Origin of the sequence: Hymenobacter algoricola (genome assembly GCF_039539525.1) — a bacterium.
GTDB lineage: Bacteria > Bacteroidota > Bacteroidia > Cytophagales > Hymenobacteraceae > Hymenobacter > Hymenobacter algoricola.
Window position 1 is genome coordinate 82,941 of record NZ_BAABDH010000041.1, and the last position, 18,266, is coordinate 101,206.

At 62.6% G+C, this 18,266-nt stretch carries 28 protein-coding genes; 1 reads left to right on the forward strand and 27 read right to left on the reverse strand.

Translation table 11 applies throughout. The annotated features are described in order from the left end of the window. Positions 1–99: 99 nt before the first annotated feature. From ABD842_RS12845 to ABD842_RS12975, 27 genes are all read right to left on the reverse strand, one after another. Positions 100–714, reverse strand: a complete 615-nt coding sequence (locus ABD842_RS12845) for a hypothetical protein (protein WP_345114452.1) — start codon at positions 712–714, stop codon at positions 100–102. Positions 715–864: 150 nt separating this feature from the next. Then, positions 865–1,326 (reverse strand): toll/interleukin-1 receptor domain-containing protein, encoded by a 462-nt coding sequence (locus ABD842_RS12850; protein ID WP_345114454.1) that lies wholly within the window; start codon positions 1,324–1,326, stop codon positions 865–867. A 288-nt stretch (positions 1,327–1,614) separates the two neighbouring features. After that, the gene (locus tag ABD842_RS12855; protein WP_345114456.1) at positions 1,615–3,141 is read right to left on the reverse strand and encodes a terminase large subunit domain-containing protein; all 1,527 of its coding nucleotides are present in this window, start codon (positions 3,139–3,141) and stop codon (positions 1,615–1,617) included. Then, on the reverse strand, positions 3,128–3,910 hold the full coding sequence (locus tag ABD842_RS12860; RefSeq protein WP_345114459.1) for a terminase small subunit: 783 nt from the start codon (positions 3,908–3,910) through the stop codon (positions 3,128–3,130). Before ABD842_RS12860 ends, ABD842_RS12855 begins: the two co-directional genes overlap by 14 nt. Positions 3,911–3,990: 80 nt before the next feature. Continuing rightward, positions 3,991–4,425, reverse strand: a complete 435-nt coding sequence (locus ABD842_RS12865) for an HNH endonuclease (protein ID WP_345114462.1) — start codon at positions 4,423–4,425, stop codon at positions 3,991–3,993. Next, positions 4,422–5,186, reverse strand: coding sequence for an ASCH domain-containing protein (locus tag ABD842_RS12870; RefSeq protein ID WP_345114465.1), 765 nt, complete (start codon positions 5,184–5,186; stop codon positions 4,422–4,424). Before ABD842_RS12870 ends, ABD842_RS12865 begins: the two co-directional genes overlap by 4 nt. Beyond that, positions 5,183–5,653, reverse strand: coding sequence for a VRR-NUC domain-containing protein (locus tag ABD842_RS12875; RefSeq protein WP_345114468.1), 471 nt, complete (start codon positions 5,651–5,653; stop codon positions 5,183–5,185). Before ABD842_RS12875 ends, ABD842_RS12870 begins: the two co-directional genes overlap by 4 nt. Next, positions 5,653–6,003, reverse strand: a complete 351-nt coding sequence (locus ABD842_RS12880; protein WP_345114471.1) for a hypothetical protein — start codon at positions 6,001–6,003, stop codon at positions 5,653–5,655. The genes ABD842_RS12875 and ABD842_RS12880 overlap by 1 nt, the downstream gene beginning before the upstream one ends. Positions 6,004–6,115: 112 nt before the next feature. After that, positions 6,116–6,385, reverse strand: coding sequence for a hypothetical protein (locus ABD842_RS12885; RefSeq protein WP_345114473.1), 270 nt, complete (start codon positions 6,383–6,385; stop codon positions 6,116–6,118). A 178-nt stretch (positions 6,386–6,563) separates the two neighbouring features. Beyond that, positions 6,564–7,313, reverse strand: a complete 750-nt coding sequence (locus tag ABD842_RS12890; RefSeq protein ID WP_345114475.1) for a hypothetical protein — start codon at positions 7,311–7,313, stop codon at positions 6,564–6,566. Beyond that, positions 7,310–7,507: a hypothetical protein gene (locus ABD842_RS12895; RefSeq protein WP_345114477.1), complete on the reverse strand. Its 198-nt coding sequence runs from the start codon at positions 7,505–7,507 to the stop codon at positions 7,310–7,312. Before ABD842_RS12895 ends, ABD842_RS12890 begins: the two co-directional genes overlap by 4 nt. 4 nt (positions 7,508–7,511) lie before the next feature. Next, positions 7,512–7,778, reverse strand: coding sequence for a hypothetical protein (locus tag ABD842_RS12900; protein ID WP_345114480.1), 267 nt, complete (start codon positions 7,776–7,778; stop codon positions 7,512–7,514). Beyond that, entirely contained in the window at positions 7,771–7,959 is a 189-nt protein-coding gene (locus ABD842_RS12905) for a hypothetical protein (protein WP_345114483.1), read from the reverse strand. The genes ABD842_RS12900 and ABD842_RS12905 overlap by 8 nt, the downstream gene beginning before the upstream one ends. Next, complete coding sequence (locus tag ABD842_RS12910; protein ID WP_345114485.1) at positions 7,956–8,864, reverse strand: hypothetical protein; 909 nt, start codon at positions 8,862–8,864, stop codon at positions 7,956–7,958. Before ABD842_RS12910 ends, ABD842_RS12905 begins: the two co-directional genes overlap by 4 nt. Then, complete coding sequence (locus tag ABD842_RS12915) at positions 8,809–9,885, reverse strand: DUF1376 domain-containing protein (RefSeq protein WP_345114488.1); 1,077 nt, start codon at positions 9,883–9,885, stop codon at positions 8,809–8,811. The genes ABD842_RS12910 and ABD842_RS12915 overlap by 56 nt, the downstream gene beginning before the upstream one ends. Then, positions 9,882–10,904, reverse strand: coding sequence for a phosphoadenosine phosphosulfate reductase domain-containing protein (locus ABD842_RS12920; protein ID WP_345114491.1), 1,023 nt, complete (start codon positions 10,902–10,904; stop codon positions 9,882–9,884). The genes ABD842_RS12915 and ABD842_RS12920 overlap by 4 nt, the downstream gene beginning before the upstream one ends. A gap of 49 nt (positions 10,905–10,953) precedes the next feature. After that, positions 10,954–11,145, reverse strand: coding sequence for a hypothetical protein (locus tag ABD842_RS12925; RefSeq protein ID WP_345114494.1), 192 nt, complete (start codon positions 11,143–11,145; stop codon positions 10,954–10,956). Further along, positions 11,135–11,365, reverse strand: a complete 231-nt coding sequence (locus ABD842_RS12930; protein ID WP_345114496.1) for a hypothetical protein — start codon at positions 11,363–11,365, stop codon at positions 11,135–11,137. The genes ABD842_RS12925 and ABD842_RS12930 overlap by 11 nt, the downstream gene beginning before the upstream one ends. Beyond that, entirely contained in the window at positions 11,358–12,992 is a 1,635-nt protein-coding gene (locus ABD842_RS12935) for a DNA cytosine methyltransferase (RefSeq protein ID WP_345114499.1), read from the reverse strand. The genes ABD842_RS12930 and ABD842_RS12935 overlap by 8 nt, the downstream gene beginning before the upstream one ends. After that, a complete protein-coding gene (locus ABD842_RS12940) occupies positions 12,992–14,179 on the reverse strand; it encodes a hypothetical protein (protein ID WP_345114501.1) in 1,188 nt (395 codons plus the stop codon). Before ABD842_RS12940 ends, ABD842_RS12935 begins: the two co-directional genes overlap by 1 nt. A 37-nt stretch (positions 14,180–14,216) precedes the next feature. Further along, positions 14,217–14,453 carry a hypothetical protein gene (locus tag ABD842_RS12945; protein ID WP_345114503.1) on the reverse strand — a complete coding sequence of 79 codons (237 nt, stop codon included), beginning with the start codon at positions 14,451–14,453 and terminating at the stop codon, positions 14,217–14,219. Next, the gene (locus tag ABD842_RS12950) at positions 14,450–14,809 is read right to left on the reverse strand and encodes a hypothetical protein (protein ID WP_345114506.1); all 360 of its coding nucleotides are present in this window, start codon (positions 14,807–14,809) and stop codon (positions 14,450–14,452) included. The genes ABD842_RS12945 and ABD842_RS12950 overlap by 4 nt, the downstream gene beginning before the upstream one ends. Next, positions 14,809–15,492, reverse strand: a complete 684-nt coding sequence (locus ABD842_RS12955) for a hypothetical protein (RefSeq protein ID WP_345114509.1) — start codon at positions 15,490–15,492, stop codon at positions 14,809–14,811. The genes ABD842_RS12950 and ABD842_RS12955 overlap by 1 nt, the downstream gene beginning before the upstream one ends. Positions 15,493–15,719: 227 nt before the next feature. After that, positions 15,720–15,998, reverse strand: coding sequence for a hypothetical protein (locus ABD842_RS12960; RefSeq protein ID WP_345114512.1), 279 nt, complete (start codon positions 15,996–15,998; stop codon positions 15,720–15,722). Next, on the reverse strand, positions 15,998–16,537 hold the full coding sequence (locus tag ABD842_RS12965; protein WP_345114515.1) for a hypothetical protein: 540 nt from the start codon (positions 16,535–16,537) through the stop codon (positions 15,998–16,000). Before ABD842_RS12965 ends, ABD842_RS12960 begins: the two co-directional genes overlap by 1 nt. Before the next feature lie 2 nt (positions 16,538–16,539). Beyond that, positions 16,540–16,920 carry a hypothetical protein gene (locus ABD842_RS12970; RefSeq protein ID WP_345114517.1) on the reverse strand — a complete coding sequence of 127 codons (381 nt, stop codon included), beginning with the start codon at positions 16,918–16,920 and terminating at the stop codon, positions 16,540–16,542. A gap of 71 nt (positions 16,921–16,991) precedes the next feature. Further along, positions 16,992–17,222, reverse strand: a complete 231-nt coding sequence (locus ABD842_RS12975; RefSeq protein WP_345114518.1) for a hypothetical protein — start codon at positions 17,220–17,222, stop codon at positions 16,992–16,994. Positions 17,223–17,350: 128 nt separating this feature from the next. On the opposite strand from ABD842_RS12975, the gene ABD842_RS12980 reads away from it, so the two are divergent. Continuing rightward, on the forward strand, positions 17,351–18,223 hold the full coding sequence (locus ABD842_RS12980; RefSeq protein ID WP_345114520.1) for a S24 family peptidase: 873 nt from the start codon (positions 17,351–17,353) through the stop codon (positions 18,221–18,223). The last annotated feature ends 43 nt before the right edge of the window (positions 18,224–18,266 follow it).

Genomic DNA, 18,266 nt, shown 5'->3' on the forward strand with positions numbered 1-18,266 from the left:
GGCGGGCGGCGTGCTCGGGGGCGAAGGGCTTGGGTTCGTCCCCGAGGTCAGGCGCCCGCAGCCATACCGGCTCCGGAGCGCCTGCCTTAGTAGCAGCCATTAGGCGTCCAGGTCGGTGAGCGGGTTGAACGTGGGCTTGATGACCGACACGCCCTTGAACCAGTCGGCGGAGAAGGACATGCCGAAGGGGAAGACCGTCTGGGACTTGAAGCCCTGGGTGCCGGGGGAGCCCACGGTGAAGTTGAAGCCGGGGATGCCGCGCAGGCCCTTGGCCAGGATTTCGCCGTCGGCCGTCACCGGGTAGGCTGTCACCCGGGCTACGCCCAGCTCAGCCAGGGATTCAGCCGTTAAGGCATCGAGCTGCTCGTAGGTGGCCGAATCCAGGCCCACGAACTCGCCGGAGAGGCGGACCGGGTTGAAGCCCAGGAAGGTGCCTACACCGTTGAGCGTGTCGTTGCTGTTCTCGCCGCCGAACTGGGCCTCCGAGGAAGGAATGACGGCCTTCTGGAAAAAGGGGGTGATGATGACCTTGGTATCATCGTTGGCGTCGAACAGCGCTTCCCAGGCGGCCAGCGTCTTCATTTCCGCCTCCGTGGCGAAGGTGGGGACCTTGTTGTAGCGCTGAAGCAGCAGGCGCTGAAGCTGCTTGAGGTTGACGGCGCAATCCTGCTTCGCAATGGCGGTCAAGGATGCGGGGCGTGTGCAAATGGCCATAGGAGGCAGGAGGTTAAGTGAATAATGTAAGCAAAATAGATACTTTATTTCACAACAAGCAACTCTGCAGATTTATTCCCTTATTCCCAGGCACAAAAATGCCCCCGTGTCGCTGCTGACCGGGGGCGTTTTCTGGGCGTTCAAGTAGCGCTAAGGGGCGACCAGCTCAGCTAGCTTCGCTGCGACGCCTGTCATCGGCTGCTCTTTAGTGCTAAGGCCGCTCCGCGAGGCGAGCATGGGACTGACTTCGCGCAGTTCATCATACGTCGTGTTGTGCACAATGGGGACGAGTTGCTCACGAGCCAGGAGTACCGAAAGCTCTTTGTCAGCGATACCCTCATTCTTAAGGCGACTCAGCAGCGCAGGGGTCACCAGCACGATTCCCATTTTCGACTTGGCCAGTCCCTTGTCAATTTCGCGGAGCAATGATGAACCGAGGAGAACATCCTTCTCGCTGAACCATACCGAGACACCGCGCGATTCGAGCAGGTCATGCAATTCTTTAGCAGCCCCCTGCCGGTCATCCCAAGCGTGGCAAAGAAAAACATCCCGAAGGTCGGGTGCGAATGGGCGATTCTCAATATTCTCGCGGATCGGCGTGAGCGCCCGCACCTCGGTAGGCGTGTACAGAACGACTGAACCTGGTTTCGACCACCGTGCTCTTTGTCTGGACCCGCTGCTTCCACTGCTCCCGCTGCTGCCTGACGAGTAGGAGGACGGGGATGAGTAGGAAGAACCGTAGCTGCGAGAGCGGCCTCCACATGCGGGGCAGTCCGCTGCCGCACTCGCCGTGCGATGTCCTCTTGATGGTGCTGTACATTGTGCCATAACCTTTGCCTTATGATTTGGGGTGAGTATTAATGCCAACTAAACTACAGAATATATAATCAGGGTCCGTACTTAGTTCACGCGCTTCATAAAGCCCTGCTTAACGACTGGCTGCAGCTCGAACCACTCCCGCATCATGGCTGTATCACCGAAATCGGGGGAGCGGCCGTTGAGCATCACCTTTTGCTCGGCTTTGCTGTTGATGTGCATCTTGCCCTCAGCATCGGTTTTGGCCCGTTTCACCGCCTTCAGGTCGGCTTTGAGCAGTTCCTTCACGTTGGTTTCCTTGCCGCCCACCTTCAGCTTCATTCCCCGGCTGCCGTCGATTTCGACCGTGTAGTCATCTACGCGCACGGCCGTGGTAGCTGCATTCACCCGGTCGGAATACCGGTAGTAGCACTGGGTTTTGAGGTATTTGTAGTTCTCTGGCTTACCCGTGATTGGATCGACCATAGGAGCGGCGCCACCGGAGAAGCCTTTGTAGCCGCGGCCGAAAGCGAAGACTTTCCCGCCTACGCCGTCCTGGTCCACGAGCACGTCAGACTCAGCTACGTTCCACTTGCGGCGTTGGGCCTCAATCAGGTCATAGATGTCGCGCGGGGCCGTCTTACGGTCTACCACGATCTGCACGACCTCCCAGCCCTCCCAAACCATAATGACGGTGAAGTCCTTCCCGAAGCCGGCCGCGTCGCAGGTGATATAGCGCCGTGGGCGCGGGGGCTGGGTGAGCAGGTTGGTGAACAGGTCGGAGAGGCGCGGGTGCTCGAACAGGGCTAGGCCGTCGACCTTTACTTTCCAGTTACCCTCCAGCAGTTGGGCCTTGGTGGTTTCGTCCTGGGCCATCAGGCCGGCCAGGTACTCCGGGTTGACGGCCAGCAGCTTCTTGTTCTCGAAGATGCTGCCGGGAATGAAGGTGAGCGACTTAGGCCGGGTGGCGGCCAGCTCTCCCTCGAACAGGTGGGGCGCCTTCTCCAGGACTTCTTCGGGCGTGTCGCCCCAGATCATCATCTCCCCGTCGCGGGTGAAGTAGCGCAGCGTACCGGCCCGCTCCAGAATCGGGAAGCCATCCTCTCCAATCCACCAGGCAATCAACTCTGCTACCCAGCTGTCGGGGTCGGGATTGCACGAGCAGCGCACGTAGGGCCGCACGCCGCACAGGCTGCGGTTCCGGGTCTGCATATACCAGAACTGCTTTTTGGTGAAGTGGGTGAGCTCATCGAAGATGATGAGCGGAATCTGGGTGCCCTGCCAGTCGAACATATTCTTCTCGTGCTGCATGTGGGCAAACGAGACGCGGGCGCCGCTGGGGAACTTCCATTCCAGGTCGCCCTGCTTGGCGCCCACCATCGGGTAGAGTTCCTTGCTGGTATCCCACAGGCCGCCCTCGTTGGTGACCATGGCGTAGGTGCGGCGGAAGATGACGGCGCCGAAATCCTTGTTGAACCGGTGCCGGCTGGCTTCCATCAGGAGCGCGTACGTCTTGCCGCCGCCGGCCCCGCCGCCGATGATGGCAATGTCAGCCGGGGTGCTCAGGGCCGCCATCTGGAAGCCAGGTTGGGGGTAGATGATGCGGGCCGCTTCGGTATCAGTCGCGGCCATTGTCAGGCATCATGATGTTGGAACCGGGCAAGTCGTTGCCGTTGGTGGTGATGTCGTGCTTCTCAGGCGCGTAGGCGCCGTGAATCTTGAGCATCTGGGAAACGGCGTCCTTCGCGTCGTGCAGCTCGACGGCGGTGCCGTAGCGGGTGGGCGTGACCTTCTTAATCATGTGGCCCGCCTTAAGCTTGTGCACCTTTACCAGGTCCAGGTTCACGACTTCACGGGTAGCGAGCGGCCCTGGCACTTCCCGGGTAGCCTCCGGGTCCTTCTCCAGCTCCAGCAGCAGCCGCTCGTGGGCAATGAGCCGCAGCAGGTGGGCTTCCTGTTGCTTGTTGCGGTAGCGTTTCTGGTCTTTTTTGTCGGTGAACAGGATTTCGGTCCGGATAGCCAGCTCCTGCTCAAACTGGATCTTCTCGTAATTCTCCGCTACAATTTCGCGCAACGGCTTCTGGATGCGGGTGGGGTACTCCTCCGTCTCCAGCGTCATCACGTCATCGATGCTGACGCGGCCCCACTCCGACATGCGCACAGTGGCTTCCTCCGTCGTCATGCCCAGGCGGGCGGCCTCGGCCAGCACAGCCGCCATAATGCGCTGATCGTTGAGCATGGCCGTGGCCTGCTGCTTGGCCGTCTTCACACTGTAGCCCGCCTCGCGGGCTGCCGGCGCACCTTTCCACAACCGGGCGTAGGCGGCTGCGAAGGCCCGCTGCTGGTGATTCAATGGCTTTGTCGTAGCCGTCGGCTGCTCTGGTGCATCTGCCTGTCCCATGGGCATCGCTGAAAAGTGCAAGTGGTAAAGAAAAGTAAATCGGTAATGTCAGCAATTTACTGACATTAAAGACAAATAATTCAGGCAGCCAGTTCGTAGGGCATCTTATCCCCCTTGGCCTGGTTGCAATCGTTACAGAGGCATTGCAGGTTGGCCCGGTGCCAGCCGCCGCCTTTGCTCAGCGGGATGATGTGGTCCAGCGTGAGGTTGTCGCCCGTGCCGCATACCTGGCACCGATGGCCGGCGTCACGGATCACCTCCTGCTTGAGGCGGAAGCGTTCGGCCGGGTCGTCGTGCAGCTTGGGGGTCTGGTCGTGGAACAGGGGGCGGGGCCGGCAGCCGGCGTAGTGCTCCTTTTTCTTGCGGCGACGGTGGGCTTTCTGGCCCTTGGTGGGCGGCTTCTCCTTGCGTTGGCCCTTGAGGGCTTCCGTGCGGGAGGTGTAGCCGGGATTGAAGTAGGACACGTCGCCGGTTTCCGGGTCGATGTCGCGGCCGATGATGCGCATCTTTTTCATACCTGAGCCTCGGTAAGGTGGGTGCGAAGTACTTCCAGTCGGATGCCAGAGCGGAACGAGTAGAGTTTCACATCCCGGCGGGCTATTTCTCCCGAAACCGACGTCAGAAAGCCGCGGTGGGTTCCGATGAATTCCGGCGTAAGCTCGGTGGCCTCCAATACTGCTTCGAAGTGATTGTGGTCTAACTTGGGCAGGTGCTGGGTGGTCTGCACGGTGAGAGCGGCATAGTCCCCCTCATTGGCGGCGTTGCAGATGCTTTTGAGCACCTCCCAGGAAGCATCGGATACAGCCTGGGACTGTGCCTTTATTGCTTCCTCTACCTCGGTGGGCAACTCCCAGATGCTCAGGGCTCCTTTTTGGGGTATGGGCGTGGGCAGCTCTAAGACCTTGTCTAGGTCCCAGGCCCAGCGGCCGGGCGTATAGTCACCGCAGGCTACTTCTACTGGCCGTAAGTCGCCAGCTTCAATCTCGTGCTCAGATTCCGCCGCGCTCGGGGCACAAATCTTGAGCATATGATTCACTTGGCAGATGCCCAGCACGGCGGCGCGGGGCAGCGTGTCGAAAGTGAGGCCGTGGGCTGAGAGTACCTGACGGATGTGCATATTCTCCTGACAAACCTTGCGGGCCCAAGCTGGCTTCCCGGCGCTGGCGTGAATAGCGAGGGTGCCGCGATGCTTAGTAGACCACGAGCGGGTTTCGTACTGCTTATAGCCCAGCATGATGAGCGTGGCGTAGGGCTGAATGAGGGAAAGAGCCTTCATAAGGTTTGGGAAAGGGAGGTGAGGTAGAGTTTCAGTTCGCGCTCCAGCTGGTCGATGCTCCGGCAGCAGCAGGCGAAGCCGCCGGCCCGGCGCACTTCAGCCAGGAAGGCTGTCTGGGGTTTGCTGAGCGTATCCTTACCGTATTTGATTTCGACGGCGCAGAAGCGGCCGGTGACGCGGTGGTAGCCCAGCGTGTCGGAGATGCCCGGCGTGCTGGAGCCGGCGCGGAACAGCTGCCGGGTGGGGTCCCAGACGCCGCCGTTGTTTTGCCGCCACATTGTGAAGCCGTGCAGGGCCAGCAGGGCCAGGGCTGCCTTGGTGAGGGAAGCCGCCCCCGACGTATCGGGCTTTTTGCGGGCCTTGAGCGGGGCATCCGCTGCCGGCGGGTCTTTGCTGGCCGGCGGGGCTCTGCGCTGCGTGGTGGCCACGATGCGGCCTTTGAGCAGGTCTTCGGTGAAGCGTCCCATCAGGCGGCAGCCAGCGGCTGGATATGCCTCAGATAGAAACCACCAGCGTAGCCTTCGACGGAAACGAAGACGGCTGTCTCGCTCGGCACCCAGGCGGGGGTGCGGATGGTGGTCAGCCCGTCCGGCCAGGTATCGGCCTCACAGCAACCGACGACCCGAACCGGCGTGCCTACGGGATAGCGGGCGTTGAAGGCTTCGGCCTCAGCCAGCAGGCGGGCATAGCGCCGCGTGTCACGCCAATACTTGCCCTGGTCTTCGTGCGCTTCAATGGCCAGCTGCTCTTGCTCTGGGTCGCGTAGCCGGCGGCTACGCAGGTGAGGCCAGATATCCCGGTCGGCGTAGCCATCCATCTGGCGAGCCAGGTAAGCGCGGGCTTGGCCCGGGGTGCGGCCGACGTGCACGCCGGCTGGCTCTCCGCAGTGAAAGCACTCATAGGGCTTCAACGGGGCGGTGGATTGCTTTTTAGGCACCTGCGCCTCCTTCCTGCCCAGCCGCATCCCAGTGAGCCTGCACGCCGGCGGGCACCGGGTTGAGGGTGGGGGCGGGGAGTTCTAGGTCGAACTCCGGCCCGTAGATGCTGCGCCCAGTGTCCTCGTTCCAGATAGCATCCCGGTAGGTGCCGTGGCGCCACAGCCGGCCGATGATGCCGGGCTTAGGCTTACTGTCGGAGGCGGCTATGTAGTATAGCTCCTTGACCTTTTTGCCCCCCTTGGTGCGGCTGATGCTATCCAAGGCAAGGTGTTGCCGGGGGCCGTTTAGCGGGATACAAGCTGCGTGCACGTCACGAAACGCGCCTACCAGCCGCAGGGCTTCAGCGAAGGCAATCGGTTGGTCGTAACCCATCTTGCCGCCGCACACCTCGCACCGCCAGCCTTGGAAGCCGTCCTGCTCTGTTGCCAGTGCTATGACATTATCCACGGGCCACCTCCTTTCCAGCTTCAACAACTGCACGCGGGGCCGGCAGGGGCCTCCAACCAATAACGGAAATAGGGTAGCCGGCCTCGGTATACCATTTTTGCCCGGCCGCATAATAGCGGGCAATAACTATGGATGAATAGGCAGGAAACTCCGATGAGCCCGTGGGCTCATTCAGCTCGCAGGCCAGCACATCTTCACTGCACCTTTGTATGTCCTTTTCATCTTCGTCCTCATCCTCTCCAAACCCATAGACCTCATCCGGCATCATGTCCGGCATCCGGTCGGTTATCCAGGCTTCCGCAGCGGCCCCCGTGGCCGGGCTGGGATTGGAGTCCAGCACGGTCACTGTCACCACCACCCACTTGCCTTCGCTGCCTTCCTGCTCGATAAGCTCGCGCAGAGCTTCGGCCGGATTCAGCCCTTTCCACTTGAACAGGCGGCAGTGCACCTTGCCGGTATCACGCCGGCGGTAGATCATCTCAGCCTTGCAGGTCGCGGCCGGCGTGGGCGGGGTGGGCGGGGTGGGCGTGGACTCCAGCTTCTTCACCGCCGCGCTCCAGCGGTGGGTTTCGTCTACTAGGCGGGCGTTGTCACGCTCCAAGCGGGCTATTTCGGCCAGGCACTCAACCACGGCAGCGGAGGCGTGATCCACGGAAGCAGCCGGGCTGTAATGCGTATCCAGCTCAGCCCAGCGCTCTTCGGTCATGGCTGCTGGGACTGGAGTTGTCGTTTCGGTTTTCATGGGGAAGAATTAAGTTTTGATGGGGTTTGAATGGTTGTTGTTCTGCGGCGCCGCCGGCGGCTGGCCTTTTCCCGGCGGCTGGCCTCGGCCTCAATCAGTTCCAGCAGGTGCCCGGTAGGGTAGAGCCGGCGCAGGCGGTGCAGCTCGGCCAGCGAGGCGCTGAGCAGCCGGTGCCGAAACTGAGGGAGGCTCATGGGGTCAGGTGCGGTTCTTGGCTTTGGTCGCCACGCCCTTCAGGGCCCGCTGACTGAGCTTGAGCTTCTCGATTTCCTTGCCCCGACGCTCGTAACCGGCTTTGTAGTAGTCCAGGTTGCGCTGCATATCGGTGTAGTTCTTGGCCATCAGCTCGGTGGCATCGGCAATGCGCTGCAGGGCGCCGAGTTGCACTTGCTCGGCCGGAGGGAGGGAAGAGGAAACCCAATTCAGGCGGCTCTGGTCGCGGTAGTTTTTCAGGGCTTCAGGCATCGGTAAGGGTGCCCGGCTCGGGCGTTTGAGGTTTGGAATTGCGCAGGCTGGCCAGCAGTAGCTCTTTGTAGCGCTCGGCATCGACCAAGGCCTGCGCCACGGCCTGAGCGGCTTCCGTGATGGAGCAGACGACCCGGCCGGCGGGCACCTGGGCGGCGACGTATTCTTCGGGGCTTTTCATTGTCTTGAGGCGTTTTCGGCTAAATCTTCCAGCCACAGGTGCAGGTCCGAGACGGGCGTGTCGGCAGCCTGGTAATGCAGCCATTCGCGCAGCATGTGTTTGCGGCAGGCATCCCGGAGCCGGACAGCGTGCGGACCCGTCAGCTCCCCGGTGCGCAGCTGCTCGCGGAATTCGCGGGTATCCTTGCGCTGCTGCTTGTCGATGGAGCGGTGCGTGGCCAGCTGCCAGCCGACGGTGCGCAGGATGCGCTGCTGCCGGCGCGGGGTGAGGTAGGGGCGGAAGGCGCCGATGCGCTGCAGCCACAGGTACACCACGTCGCCGATGTCCAGCCTCTGCCACTCCAGCGGCTGCCGCTGGCTGAGCTGGACCGCCCACTCCGTCACCCGCTCGGGAAAGCCGACGGTCGGGTCGGGTGGGGGCAGGGCCAGCAGCCGGCCCCGCTCCCGCTCCAGAATTTCCAGGGCAACCGCCCGGCAGTGGGTCTGGTAGCAGCCCAGCCAGTACGCGATGTTGGGTAGCGTCAGCAGCAGCAAATCATTCTCCCGGCGCCAGTCGCCGGCAACGCCCCGGCGGATCGCCAGATGGATTTCCGGCAGGCGCAGTCCGGGGAAGTTGCGGCGGATCATGACGGCCACCTCGGTGCTCATCAGGTTCAGATCGAGCGGGTCGGCCAGCGTGTTGTTGTGGCCCAGCAGGAAGGCGGCACTCGACAGCGACTCCATCAGCGCATCCGCTACCTGCTCAACCTCCTGCTGCCGGACAGGCAGAAACTCGGGCTGCTGGACCAGCTCAGCGGCCTGCCGGATGGCCGAAGGCACGGTCTGCGGCAGCCTGACGTAGAGCAGCAGGTCACGCTGCCTGTGAGCCAGATTGCTGTTCGCGGTTGAGCTGACGAGCTTGTTCAATGACGGAGAGTCGTTTACTGACTTGTCCGGGGCGAGGTGCAGCATTGCCTGCCGCAGGGGAAGATGTTGCATTACGAGGGTTTTTGCGGGCTTCTGCCAGGGCAGCTACCCAGTCTTTTTCATTCCAGGCGCCGTTGGCGTAGCCCTGGCTTTCGTCGCCGAGGTAGGCCTTCCAGCTGTGTACCCGCTCGTCCCGCTCGGCTTTGTAGGCGCGGTAGGCGTGGAACTGCCGGGTCAGCAGCTCGCCCTGGCCCTTTTCGAACTGGGTGCGGCAGAAGCGACCGATGCGGCCCTTGGCGTCGGCCTGGGCAATGGTGAGCTTGAAGAACTCGGCCATCTGTTCGATGAGCTGCCGCATCTGCGGGGCCCACTGCGGATCGGCACGGAACTCGGGCCGCGTCTCGCCGCCGGCCGCCGCGTCCCCGGTGTGCAAAGCCGACGCGGGCGAGTCATCAGCGGGGTAAGTTGAGGCGGCTGGGCTGGCCTCATTTTTTTTTGAGCCTTCAGCCGACAACTTCTCAGCACCCACCCCGGGGGTAGGGGGTGTTTCTTTTAAAGAAGATGAAGTAGAAGAGTGAAGATGAAGAGCTTTTTTTGGGTTATGCTCTGGGTTTTGATTTGAAAGGCCTGGGTTATTTTCGGAAAGGCCTGGGTTTATTTGGCTTTCGGTTGGGTTCTTTTTGGGCCTTCCCCCCTTGGACCCGTTGCCAGCCTGCTTACTTCTGAAAACCCACTGCTTTTCGGCTTCGGCGACCATGCGCGGGTTGTAGCGGGTGAGCTTATCGGCCGACTCGGGGAACTTACCGAGCAGGATTTCCCGGCTGGCAGCCCACTCTTCCACGCTCAGGCGGGCGAGCCGGCGCATCTTGTCCTCGCTGTTGGGCAGGTGGCCGGGCTGCTCCCCCTGCCAGGCGTTGAACAGCAGCAGGCAGTAGGCCCCCACCTCGCGCGCGTCCATCATCTGCACGTCGGGCGAGCTGAGAAAATCACCGGTATAGAGTTGGAATGCGGGGGATTTCATAGGGTCAATGTTTTACCGGCCAGCACCTGATCCCGCAGCCGGGCCGCTTCACCCGTAACGGGCAGCTGCGTGAGGCTCCAGCCGTTTTTGAAGGTGGCCTGACCGACGATTTCCAGCTCAATGAGGTGGGCGTAGAGTTCGGGGTTGTGCTGGGCACCGTTGAGCAGGTCGTTTTGGCTGCCCAGCACGCAGAAAGCGCAACTCAGTCGCTCGTTGCCGAACACGTAGGCCGGATGACAGGGCCAGCCCAGTAACGCCGCCTCGTGCTGGCCAGCGGCATACAGCCGGCGACGGCGCTGCAGGTCGGCCGTGGACGTGCCGCAGGCCTGCCAGATTTCCTCCGTATTGAAATGCAGCAACGGCCGCCAGTTCAGCGCGACCCGCTGGCCAGGTTGCCGGGCGGCCAGCGCTGCCTCGGGTTCCATCATGGCCAGATTGCGGGCGGCCTGCTGGCTGCTGGCCGTAATGCCGCTGCGGACTTCCACCGCGGGCTTTTTGGCCCGGGCGTGGCTTTCGTCGGCCCGGACACCTTCCGCCGATATAACGACCTCAGCAGAGCGAAGAGCCGTATCGATGGGGCCCCGCTTTAAATCGGAGGTGCAATACCGGCTAGCCGACGAAGGCCAGAACGGGGCCGGGTTGCGCAGGGCCGTGTCGATGGGGCCGGCTTTGAGGTGGCTGGTGCAGTAGCGGCTGGCGGAAGAAGGCCAGAACGGTGCGCCGCTTGCGCGGGTGGCTTCCAGCCGTTCTTCAAACCGGGCTATCAGGTCGCCTTTGGGCCGGCGTACGACCAGCAGGGGCAAGTCCACGTCAGCGGCCATCCGCTCGACCAGTTCCGCGGTTTGGGGCCATTCCGCCCGGCCCAGGTCGGCATGCACTACGTAGCAGCGGCCCGGGTAGCCCTGCGCCCGAAACCAGGGCGCCACCAAGTATACCAGGGCCTGCGAGTCCTTCCCGGCGGAAAGGCTCAGGGCCAGATCGGCGCCACCCCGAAGGGCAGCATCTATAACAGCGGGCACGGCCAGTGTGGGGGCGGGGCGGGGGAATAAGCTGGGCTGGTGTAGTGTGCTAGACATCGGTCACCTCCTTCTCAAGAACTTCATGAATCCGGGCAATCATCTTGATGGCCGCATAGCAGCCGCGTTGATTGCGGCCGCGGGCCCGTACCAGCGTGAGTAGTCGGAGCCGCTCGGCTTGCAGCAGGTCGGGGGCGTAGACCGAAGGGTTGCCAATAGCAGGCTGTATGGTGCTACCGAGCATGGACCACCTCCTCTCTCAGCAGCAGGATAATGCGAATGATACCCGCCGTGGGCCGGCCGCAGGTACCTGCCCAACCGGGTACATTGGTGCCCAGGCGCACCTGCCGGGCGTCATCCAGCTGGCAGGTCTGGAGCAGCTGCTGCCGGTGCTTTTGCAGGTAGTCCGTGGGCCGGGTTTCCAGGCCCAGGCGGATATTATCCCAGAGGTCTGTATCAGGCACAGGCCACCTCCTTCCCAAAAAGCTGGCCCTGCTCGTACCGGTTCACGGCTGCCCGGCGCAGCGCGGGCAGCTTCCGGAGCCGTGCCTTGTGCAGGCTGGGCAGCATAGCCCGGGCAATGGCTTCGCTTACCTGGGGTACTACGGCGTTGCCCAGCATCTCCTTTTGCTTGGTGGCGCTGCCCGACAGGAAATAGTCGGCCGGGAAGCCCATGATCAGCTTCAGCTCCGACACCTTCAGCATCCGCATGAAGATGTCGGCAATACCGTGGCGCCGGCACGTCACCTTCAGCAGGCGCATGGCCTGCGAGTCGCCGGGCTGGGTGGCCACCGCAGAGCCGGCGGCGCACAGCACCAGGTACTGGTGCCGGCGGCTGGCCACGATGGGTGAGGCCGGCCGGCTGAAGGGGTAGGGCCGTTGCCCGTAGCCGCTGCCCGTCACGAAGCCCAGCAGGGCAAACCGGTCATGCGTGCTCAGCGTGGGGCAGGCATGGCAGAGCGGTCGGGTGCTGCCGTTGCCGTAGTAGCTCATCAGGTACAGGTTGCCGCCGTTCGTGTTGATGGTCGGGGCCTGGCCGCCGAGCGGCATGGTGAGGCGGCCCGGGTCGTCGTTGGCCCGGGTGCCGTTGGCCTGCAGCAGGCACTGCACGGCAGCAAAGCGGTTTTCGGTGGGCACTCCGTTGCAGGGGCCGTCGAGGCTCAGTACCCGGCAGTTGTCAGAACCACCATTGTACTGCGCCAGAAATACGGGTGTCACCAGATCAGGCAGGTAGCAGGTAGCCACCGTGGGGCCGGTTTCGTTGATGCTGGCCCCGGTGCCCGGCTTGCCGCTCGGTGGGTTGCTGGTGCGCTTATCCAGAAACTGCCCCTGGCCTTTGCCGATGACGTGCTTTTTCAGCCCGGCCAGAATCCGGCGCAGCGTCTTGTCGGCAATCGGCTTGCCCCAGGCCGTGAAGATGCTGCGGCCCCGGTCGTCGAGGTCAAGCACCGTGCGGACGGCCACCCACTTAGGCAGGCCGTGTTTGCCGTGCTTGTCGTGGGTGGGCTGAGGCCAGTGGATGGCCACGCCCTTGCGGGTGAAGATGCCGAAATAGCGCACCCGGCTTTGCGGGGCTCCGAAGTCGGCCGAGTTGAGCAGGCGGTACTCGTAGTGGACGAAGCCCAGCTCAGCCAGCGACGCCAGCCAGGCGCGGTAATGCTCCCCCTTGCGGGTCGGGTCCGGCAGCATCTTGCCGTCCTTCTCCATCACCGGCCCCCACTGCAGGAATTCCTTCACGTTCTCCACCATGATGCAGTTCACGTTCAGGTTGTAGGCGAAGCGCGGCAGCTCCTCCGCCAGGGCCCGCTCTTTGGCGTCCCGGCTCTGGCCGCCCTTGGCGATGGAATGGTGGGTGCAGTCGGGCGAGGCCCACATAATATCGGCGTGGCCCAGGCCCCAGCTTTTCTGGGTGCGGATGTCGCAGAGCAGGTGCCGGGCGCCGGGGAAGTTGATGCCGTGCGTATCGATGGCTACCGGCGAATGGTTCAGGGCAGCCAGCACGTTGATGCCGGCGCGGTGCAGGCCGAGGGAAGCCCCGCCGCCGCCCGCGAAGAAATCGAAGGCCGTGAGAGTGGAATCGTTATAGCTCATTATACTGCCTCCTGCTCTTCGGTAGGGACTACGACTTCCTCTTCCGGCAGCGTGGACAACGCCAGCGAGGTATTGAACAGCAAGGGCTCAGAAGCTTCCAGGCCGGGCAGGACCCGCAGCATGCCACCCTGCACATGGGCCACACTCAGTGCGACTTCCGGGGTATCGAGTACCTCCACCATCTTGAGCAGGTAGGGAAGGTTAAAGTTGAGTGGCAGTAGCGCAGCGCCGGCCGGCACCACAGCAGGCAGCCACTCCGTGCCCTCGTAGCCCCACTCGGGGTGGCCGGCCTCCACCGTCACGGTATCCGGCGAGAAGGATAACCGCCCTTTGGTCTTGGTGTAAGGCTTCAGGCGCAGCAGCGTCAGCTGCAGGGCCGGCCGCGAAATCGTGATAGTGGTACGCCGCTCGTCTTCGATAAACAGGTTGTCGATATCCGGCATCGTATCATCCACCAGCTGGGTAGAGAGCCGTACCAAGGGATGTCCGAAGCTGAATTCCGCGTTGTTCTCATTCCAGTTCACGACCACCTCGCCCGCGGCGGCCAGCTCCAGCTGGGCCAGCAGCAGGCGCACGGATTGCAGCGGCAGCAGCAGTTTGGCCGGGCCGCTGGTTTCGATAAAGCGGAGCTGGGTAGAAGCCGCCGAAAACCCGGAGGTGGCTTGCAGCGTTGCCACTGAGCCCGCCAAGCGTAGCAGCACGGCACTGTAAGAGGCATAGGCCGTATTGTTTTTACTCAGCACGAAGGGCAGCGCCGTGCGCAGGGCTTTGGCCAGGTGCAACACGGGCAGTGTTGCGCGGTTACCGAAGGCCTGCACGGGCTTGGGACGGGGGAAATCAGTGCTTTGATTGACTGACTGCCGATACTGCGCTGTCCCGCTTGCACAGGTCAGCAGATCGGGGTAGTCAAAGCGAAAGTGGGCATCCTGTTTGGCGGGGAGCGTACCCAGCAGCTGAATCAGCAGCTTCGCATCCACAAGGGTGCTCATGGTGCCTGTGCTACCCGAGAGCGGCACCGTGGTCGAAAGCGAAGTCGTGAGGTTGGTGCTCGTCAGGCGCAGGGCACCGCCCTCCGATTCAACCAGCACACCGCAGGCAGCTGGGATGATAGCGTCATCCGGCATAGCGGATTGCTGCACCAGTTGCAGGGTAGCGCGGAAAAGCTTGGGGGAAACGGCGAATTGCATGGTAGAAACTGAGGTCGTTGAGGACATGGCGTATCGACTAGAAGGACTGCTCTGAAGAAGAGGAGAGAGAGGCGGCCAGCGCGTAGACAGCCTCGTCATGGGCCGTGGGCACCTGCATCAGCAGCGCATCGGTGAACAGGTCGGCATCTTGCTGGCTGGCCAGCAGGGCGCGCACGAAGAAGGGAGTAGGCCGGCGCAGCAGCCGGCGGCGGGCGCGCATGACGTGGCGCTGCAGGTGCTGGCGCATGGCCAGCTGGGTGTCGAGGCGGCTCATGCGGCGGCACGCCGGCGGGCCGGGCGTCTTACCGGTTTGAGCACGGGCACCTCGCCGCGGCGGCGCTGCCAGTCCGAAAGCTGGGCCAGCGTGATGCGGTCGAGCTTGCGGTTGCCGTCCATGCCGCGCAGGTAGTGCAGGCGCTGCGGATGCTCGGCCGGCAGGTTCATGTAGCGGCGGACCGTGTCGGGCGCCATGTCGACGGCATCGGCAATGGCGGGCACGCTGTACTCGGTGACGGGCTGGGGCACCAGGGCCAGCACCTTGGCTACAGCCTCGGTGGCCGTTTTGGTGGCTTCCTCACTGAGAAGAGCAACCAGCGAATCGGGCAGGGTAAATTCGAGCGTCTGTCCCATTACGCCGCGGTCTTGCCATTTTCACGCTCCTCAATCCAGCCGCGCAGCTTCGCAATAACCTCCTGTGCTTTGTCCTGCCGGTATTTGTAGACATTGAGCAGGTGCGAAGTCTTCTCCGAACGGGTGATTTTCGGGTTGTTGACCAGCCGCATAATTTCCTCCGACTGCTCTTTGGTGGCGACGAAATCCGGATTGGGCACGAACTCAGTACTTGCGGCGGATGCCACGGAGGGAGTAGGGATCGGCGAAGCCGGCGCGCTGGCCGCGGCTTCGGGCTTTCCCGGCAGCTCTGCTTCGGCTTTGTAAAGCTCGGCCATGTGTAAAAACAGGCCGGATAGCTTGATAGCGTAGGAAGCTGCGTCTGCGGGGCGGGCCATCAGGTCAGCGCTTTTCAGCAGTCCGAAGACGCGCTCCAGCTCATCCGGCAGTTGCTCCGTGGTGTTCTGAGCACGGCTGGTAGCCAGCACGTTCCAAGCCTCGCGGAACAGGCCGTTCTTGGCCATCTTTTCCAGCGCGTCGGCGGCGGCCTCCATCAGGGCAATTTCCCGGTCCATGTCGGCCTGGGTGAAGGTGCTTTTCTCGTCGGCTACCTTGCCCGGATACACGGCGTAGCGCATGCGCACTTCCCGCCGCAGGCAGAGCGCGATGTCGGAGAGCGAAAAAGGGGTTGTTTTATTTTCCATTAACTTGCAGTCGCATCGACTTTTTAGGAGAGTGGATGAAGTAAAAGAGGCCCACCGCATTGCCGTGCTGTGGGCCTCGCTGTTTTTATTTGCCGGCCAAACGAACCAGCAGCAGCGCGCCGGGAACGGCGACGCAGAGCAGTAGCAGGCCGACGAGGCGGGCGAAGAGGGAGAGGGGCTTCATAAATCTGTGTAGGGCACTGGGGGAGGGAATCCGGCCGACTTCTTTAGTCGGCGGCGAGCTGACGATGGGACCATGTGGCGAAGGGGCGGGGATACACGGCCACCGGGGCCGGGGTTGCCGCTCGGGCCGGCGGCGGGCTGGCCGGAAGCGGTTTCGGGGCTGGCCCGGGCGCAGGGGCCGGCGGGTCCGGTTGCAGGCGGTCGATTCGCTCCAGTAGCTCCTGCAGCTGCGCGCGGGCCAGTTGATTAGCCCCGTGCTGGGAGCGGCCCTGTACCTGCACGGTGAGCGTGAGGTGGACGGTGAAGGGGTGTAGCTCCTCCATCACGCCACCTGCTTTCTGGTCCCGCTGAGCTCGTCGATGAGCAGCTGGGCCGTTTCCATGGTGAAGCCAGTGCGCAGGCGCCAGTCGAAGCGGCGCGCCACCGTGTCGGGCACGTGGCCGTGGTAGAGCAGCCGGATCTGCTGCTCCTGCGCGCGGCTCATCCGCTCGGTGGCTGGCTGCAGGATGCGGGCCGTGCCGGCTATATAGGTGCGGTCGAACTCGCCCAGCGCGTCGGCGAAATCCACGCCTTCCACGCCTTCGGGCATCGGTTCCACAGTGGTGATGACCGCTTGAGCGGGCGTCAGGCCCAGCGCGTGGCCGGCCTGTTGCAACGTTGTCAGCGCTTCATGGTAGGCGGCGGTAAAAACGGCGGCCGTGGTGGGCTGCTCGTGAAAGACGGGCTCGCGGTTCAGGAAGGCCGGGTAGAGATTGATGTCCAGCCAGGTAGAGCCTGTGGACTTATCCAGGCAGAGCACCTGGCCATCGACCAGATACGCGTAAAGGGAGTTGGCTCCGACGGTGTAGAAGGGCTTTTCCATGGCTACGCGGCGAAAAGCAAGCTGGACGAAACGTGCATCAGCGCCGGGTTGGCGACAGGCACGGGGAAGTAGAGCAGCGCGCCGGGGGCGTACTCATCGAGGCGGTATTCGCGCAGCGTGTCCGGCACGCGGCCGGCGAAGAACTGCTCATCCTCGCAGCCGTCTTCCAGCGCGAGTCGGAACAAGCTGGAGTCGGGACCGGCCGTGTACACGCTCAGCTGGCCGTCCAGGTCGCGGGCCCAGCCGATAATAGGCTGGGGCAGCGTGTAATGGCTGTTGGCCTCCAGCACGGCCAGCGCGTCGCCAAAGCAGGGGTGGGAGAGGTGAGCGGGGCCGTCGGGCGTTCGGAGCTCGTAGAGCGGGGTCGCAGTGACAATCTTCATAGGAGAGTGGTGTAAGAAATGTGAGGTTGGGAGTCAGTGGAAAGCAGCGGTTGCCGCCGCTGCGGGGAGAATTAGGCGGGGGCGTGCTCGGCCTGGGCGGCCTGCCACTGGGCGAAGCCTGCCGGATTGGTTTCGCGGGCCAGGGCTTCGACGGCGGGCCAGTACTTGGAGGCAGTTGCCTCATAAGTCACTACCCCGGAAAGGGTGGCGCGCTGGCGGCAACCTGTCAGATCGGCCAGTTTCTTAAGAAAGCCTTCCGGCATCAGGGAGCGGATGCTCGGGGCTGCTGTCTGGGTGTCCATAAGCATTTGCGGAAGGGGTGTATATTGCGAGTGTTGTTGTCGTTGTTGTTTCAAATGTACCTGATATGCGAGAGTATGTCAAGTCATTTGCGAGAAATATTTCTTAAATGCGAGAAGAAGGCCAAGTAATGTCCATCCATCAGCGCGTTAATGCCCTGATTGACAAGATGGAGGGAGGCAATAAGTCCGCTTTCGCCCGTGCCATCACCTTGAGCACTGGGGCCCTCGCAGATATTATCGGCGGCCGGCAGAACAAGCCGAGCTTTGACGTGCTGACTAAGATTTTAGCAGCCTACCCTCTCGTAAATCCGGCATGGCTGATCAGCGGGGAAGGGGAGGGGTCTATGTTGCGTGAAGAACTGCCGAGCCCTTTCCTTGCTAAGGAAGACGCTTCTGTCGCAATGGAGGAGCCAGCCGCGCCCTATGGCAAGAATGTGCGGGTCGTGACTGTGCAGGTGGACAGCCATAATAATGAGAACATTGAGCTGGTCAACAGCCGGGCCGCAGCCGGCTATGTGGCCGGTGGTTTTTTGGAGCGGGAATTCATCAGCAAGCTACCGAGCTTATCGCTGCCCGATCCAGCCTACCGCAACGGCAGCTTCCGGGCGTTTCAAGTGAGCGGCGAATCCATGACCAGCACGCTCTACGACCGGGACTGGGTGATTTGCCGCTATGTGGAGCGCTGGGACCGAGATATTCGCGATGGCTTCGTGTACGTCGTGGTATCCGAAGACTCCCTGCTGGTGAAGCGCCTGCAGAACCGACTCACCGAGCGCGGGGAGTTGACCCTGCACTCCGACAATCCGGCCTTCCCCGTGCAGTTCCTGGACGGAGCCTCTGTCCGTGAAGTCTGGGTAGCCGTGGCCAAGTTGAGCCGGCAGTTCGTGAACCCGCGCTACGACGTGAACGACGAATTAATGCGCACTCGCGCCGACGTAGATGAGCTACTGGCCTTCATGCAGGAAATGAAGGGGAGGCCCGTTGGGAATAATCCTAAGTAATCGGTTCAGCCCACGGTGTTTTTCATTGCTGCCTCCTCATAAA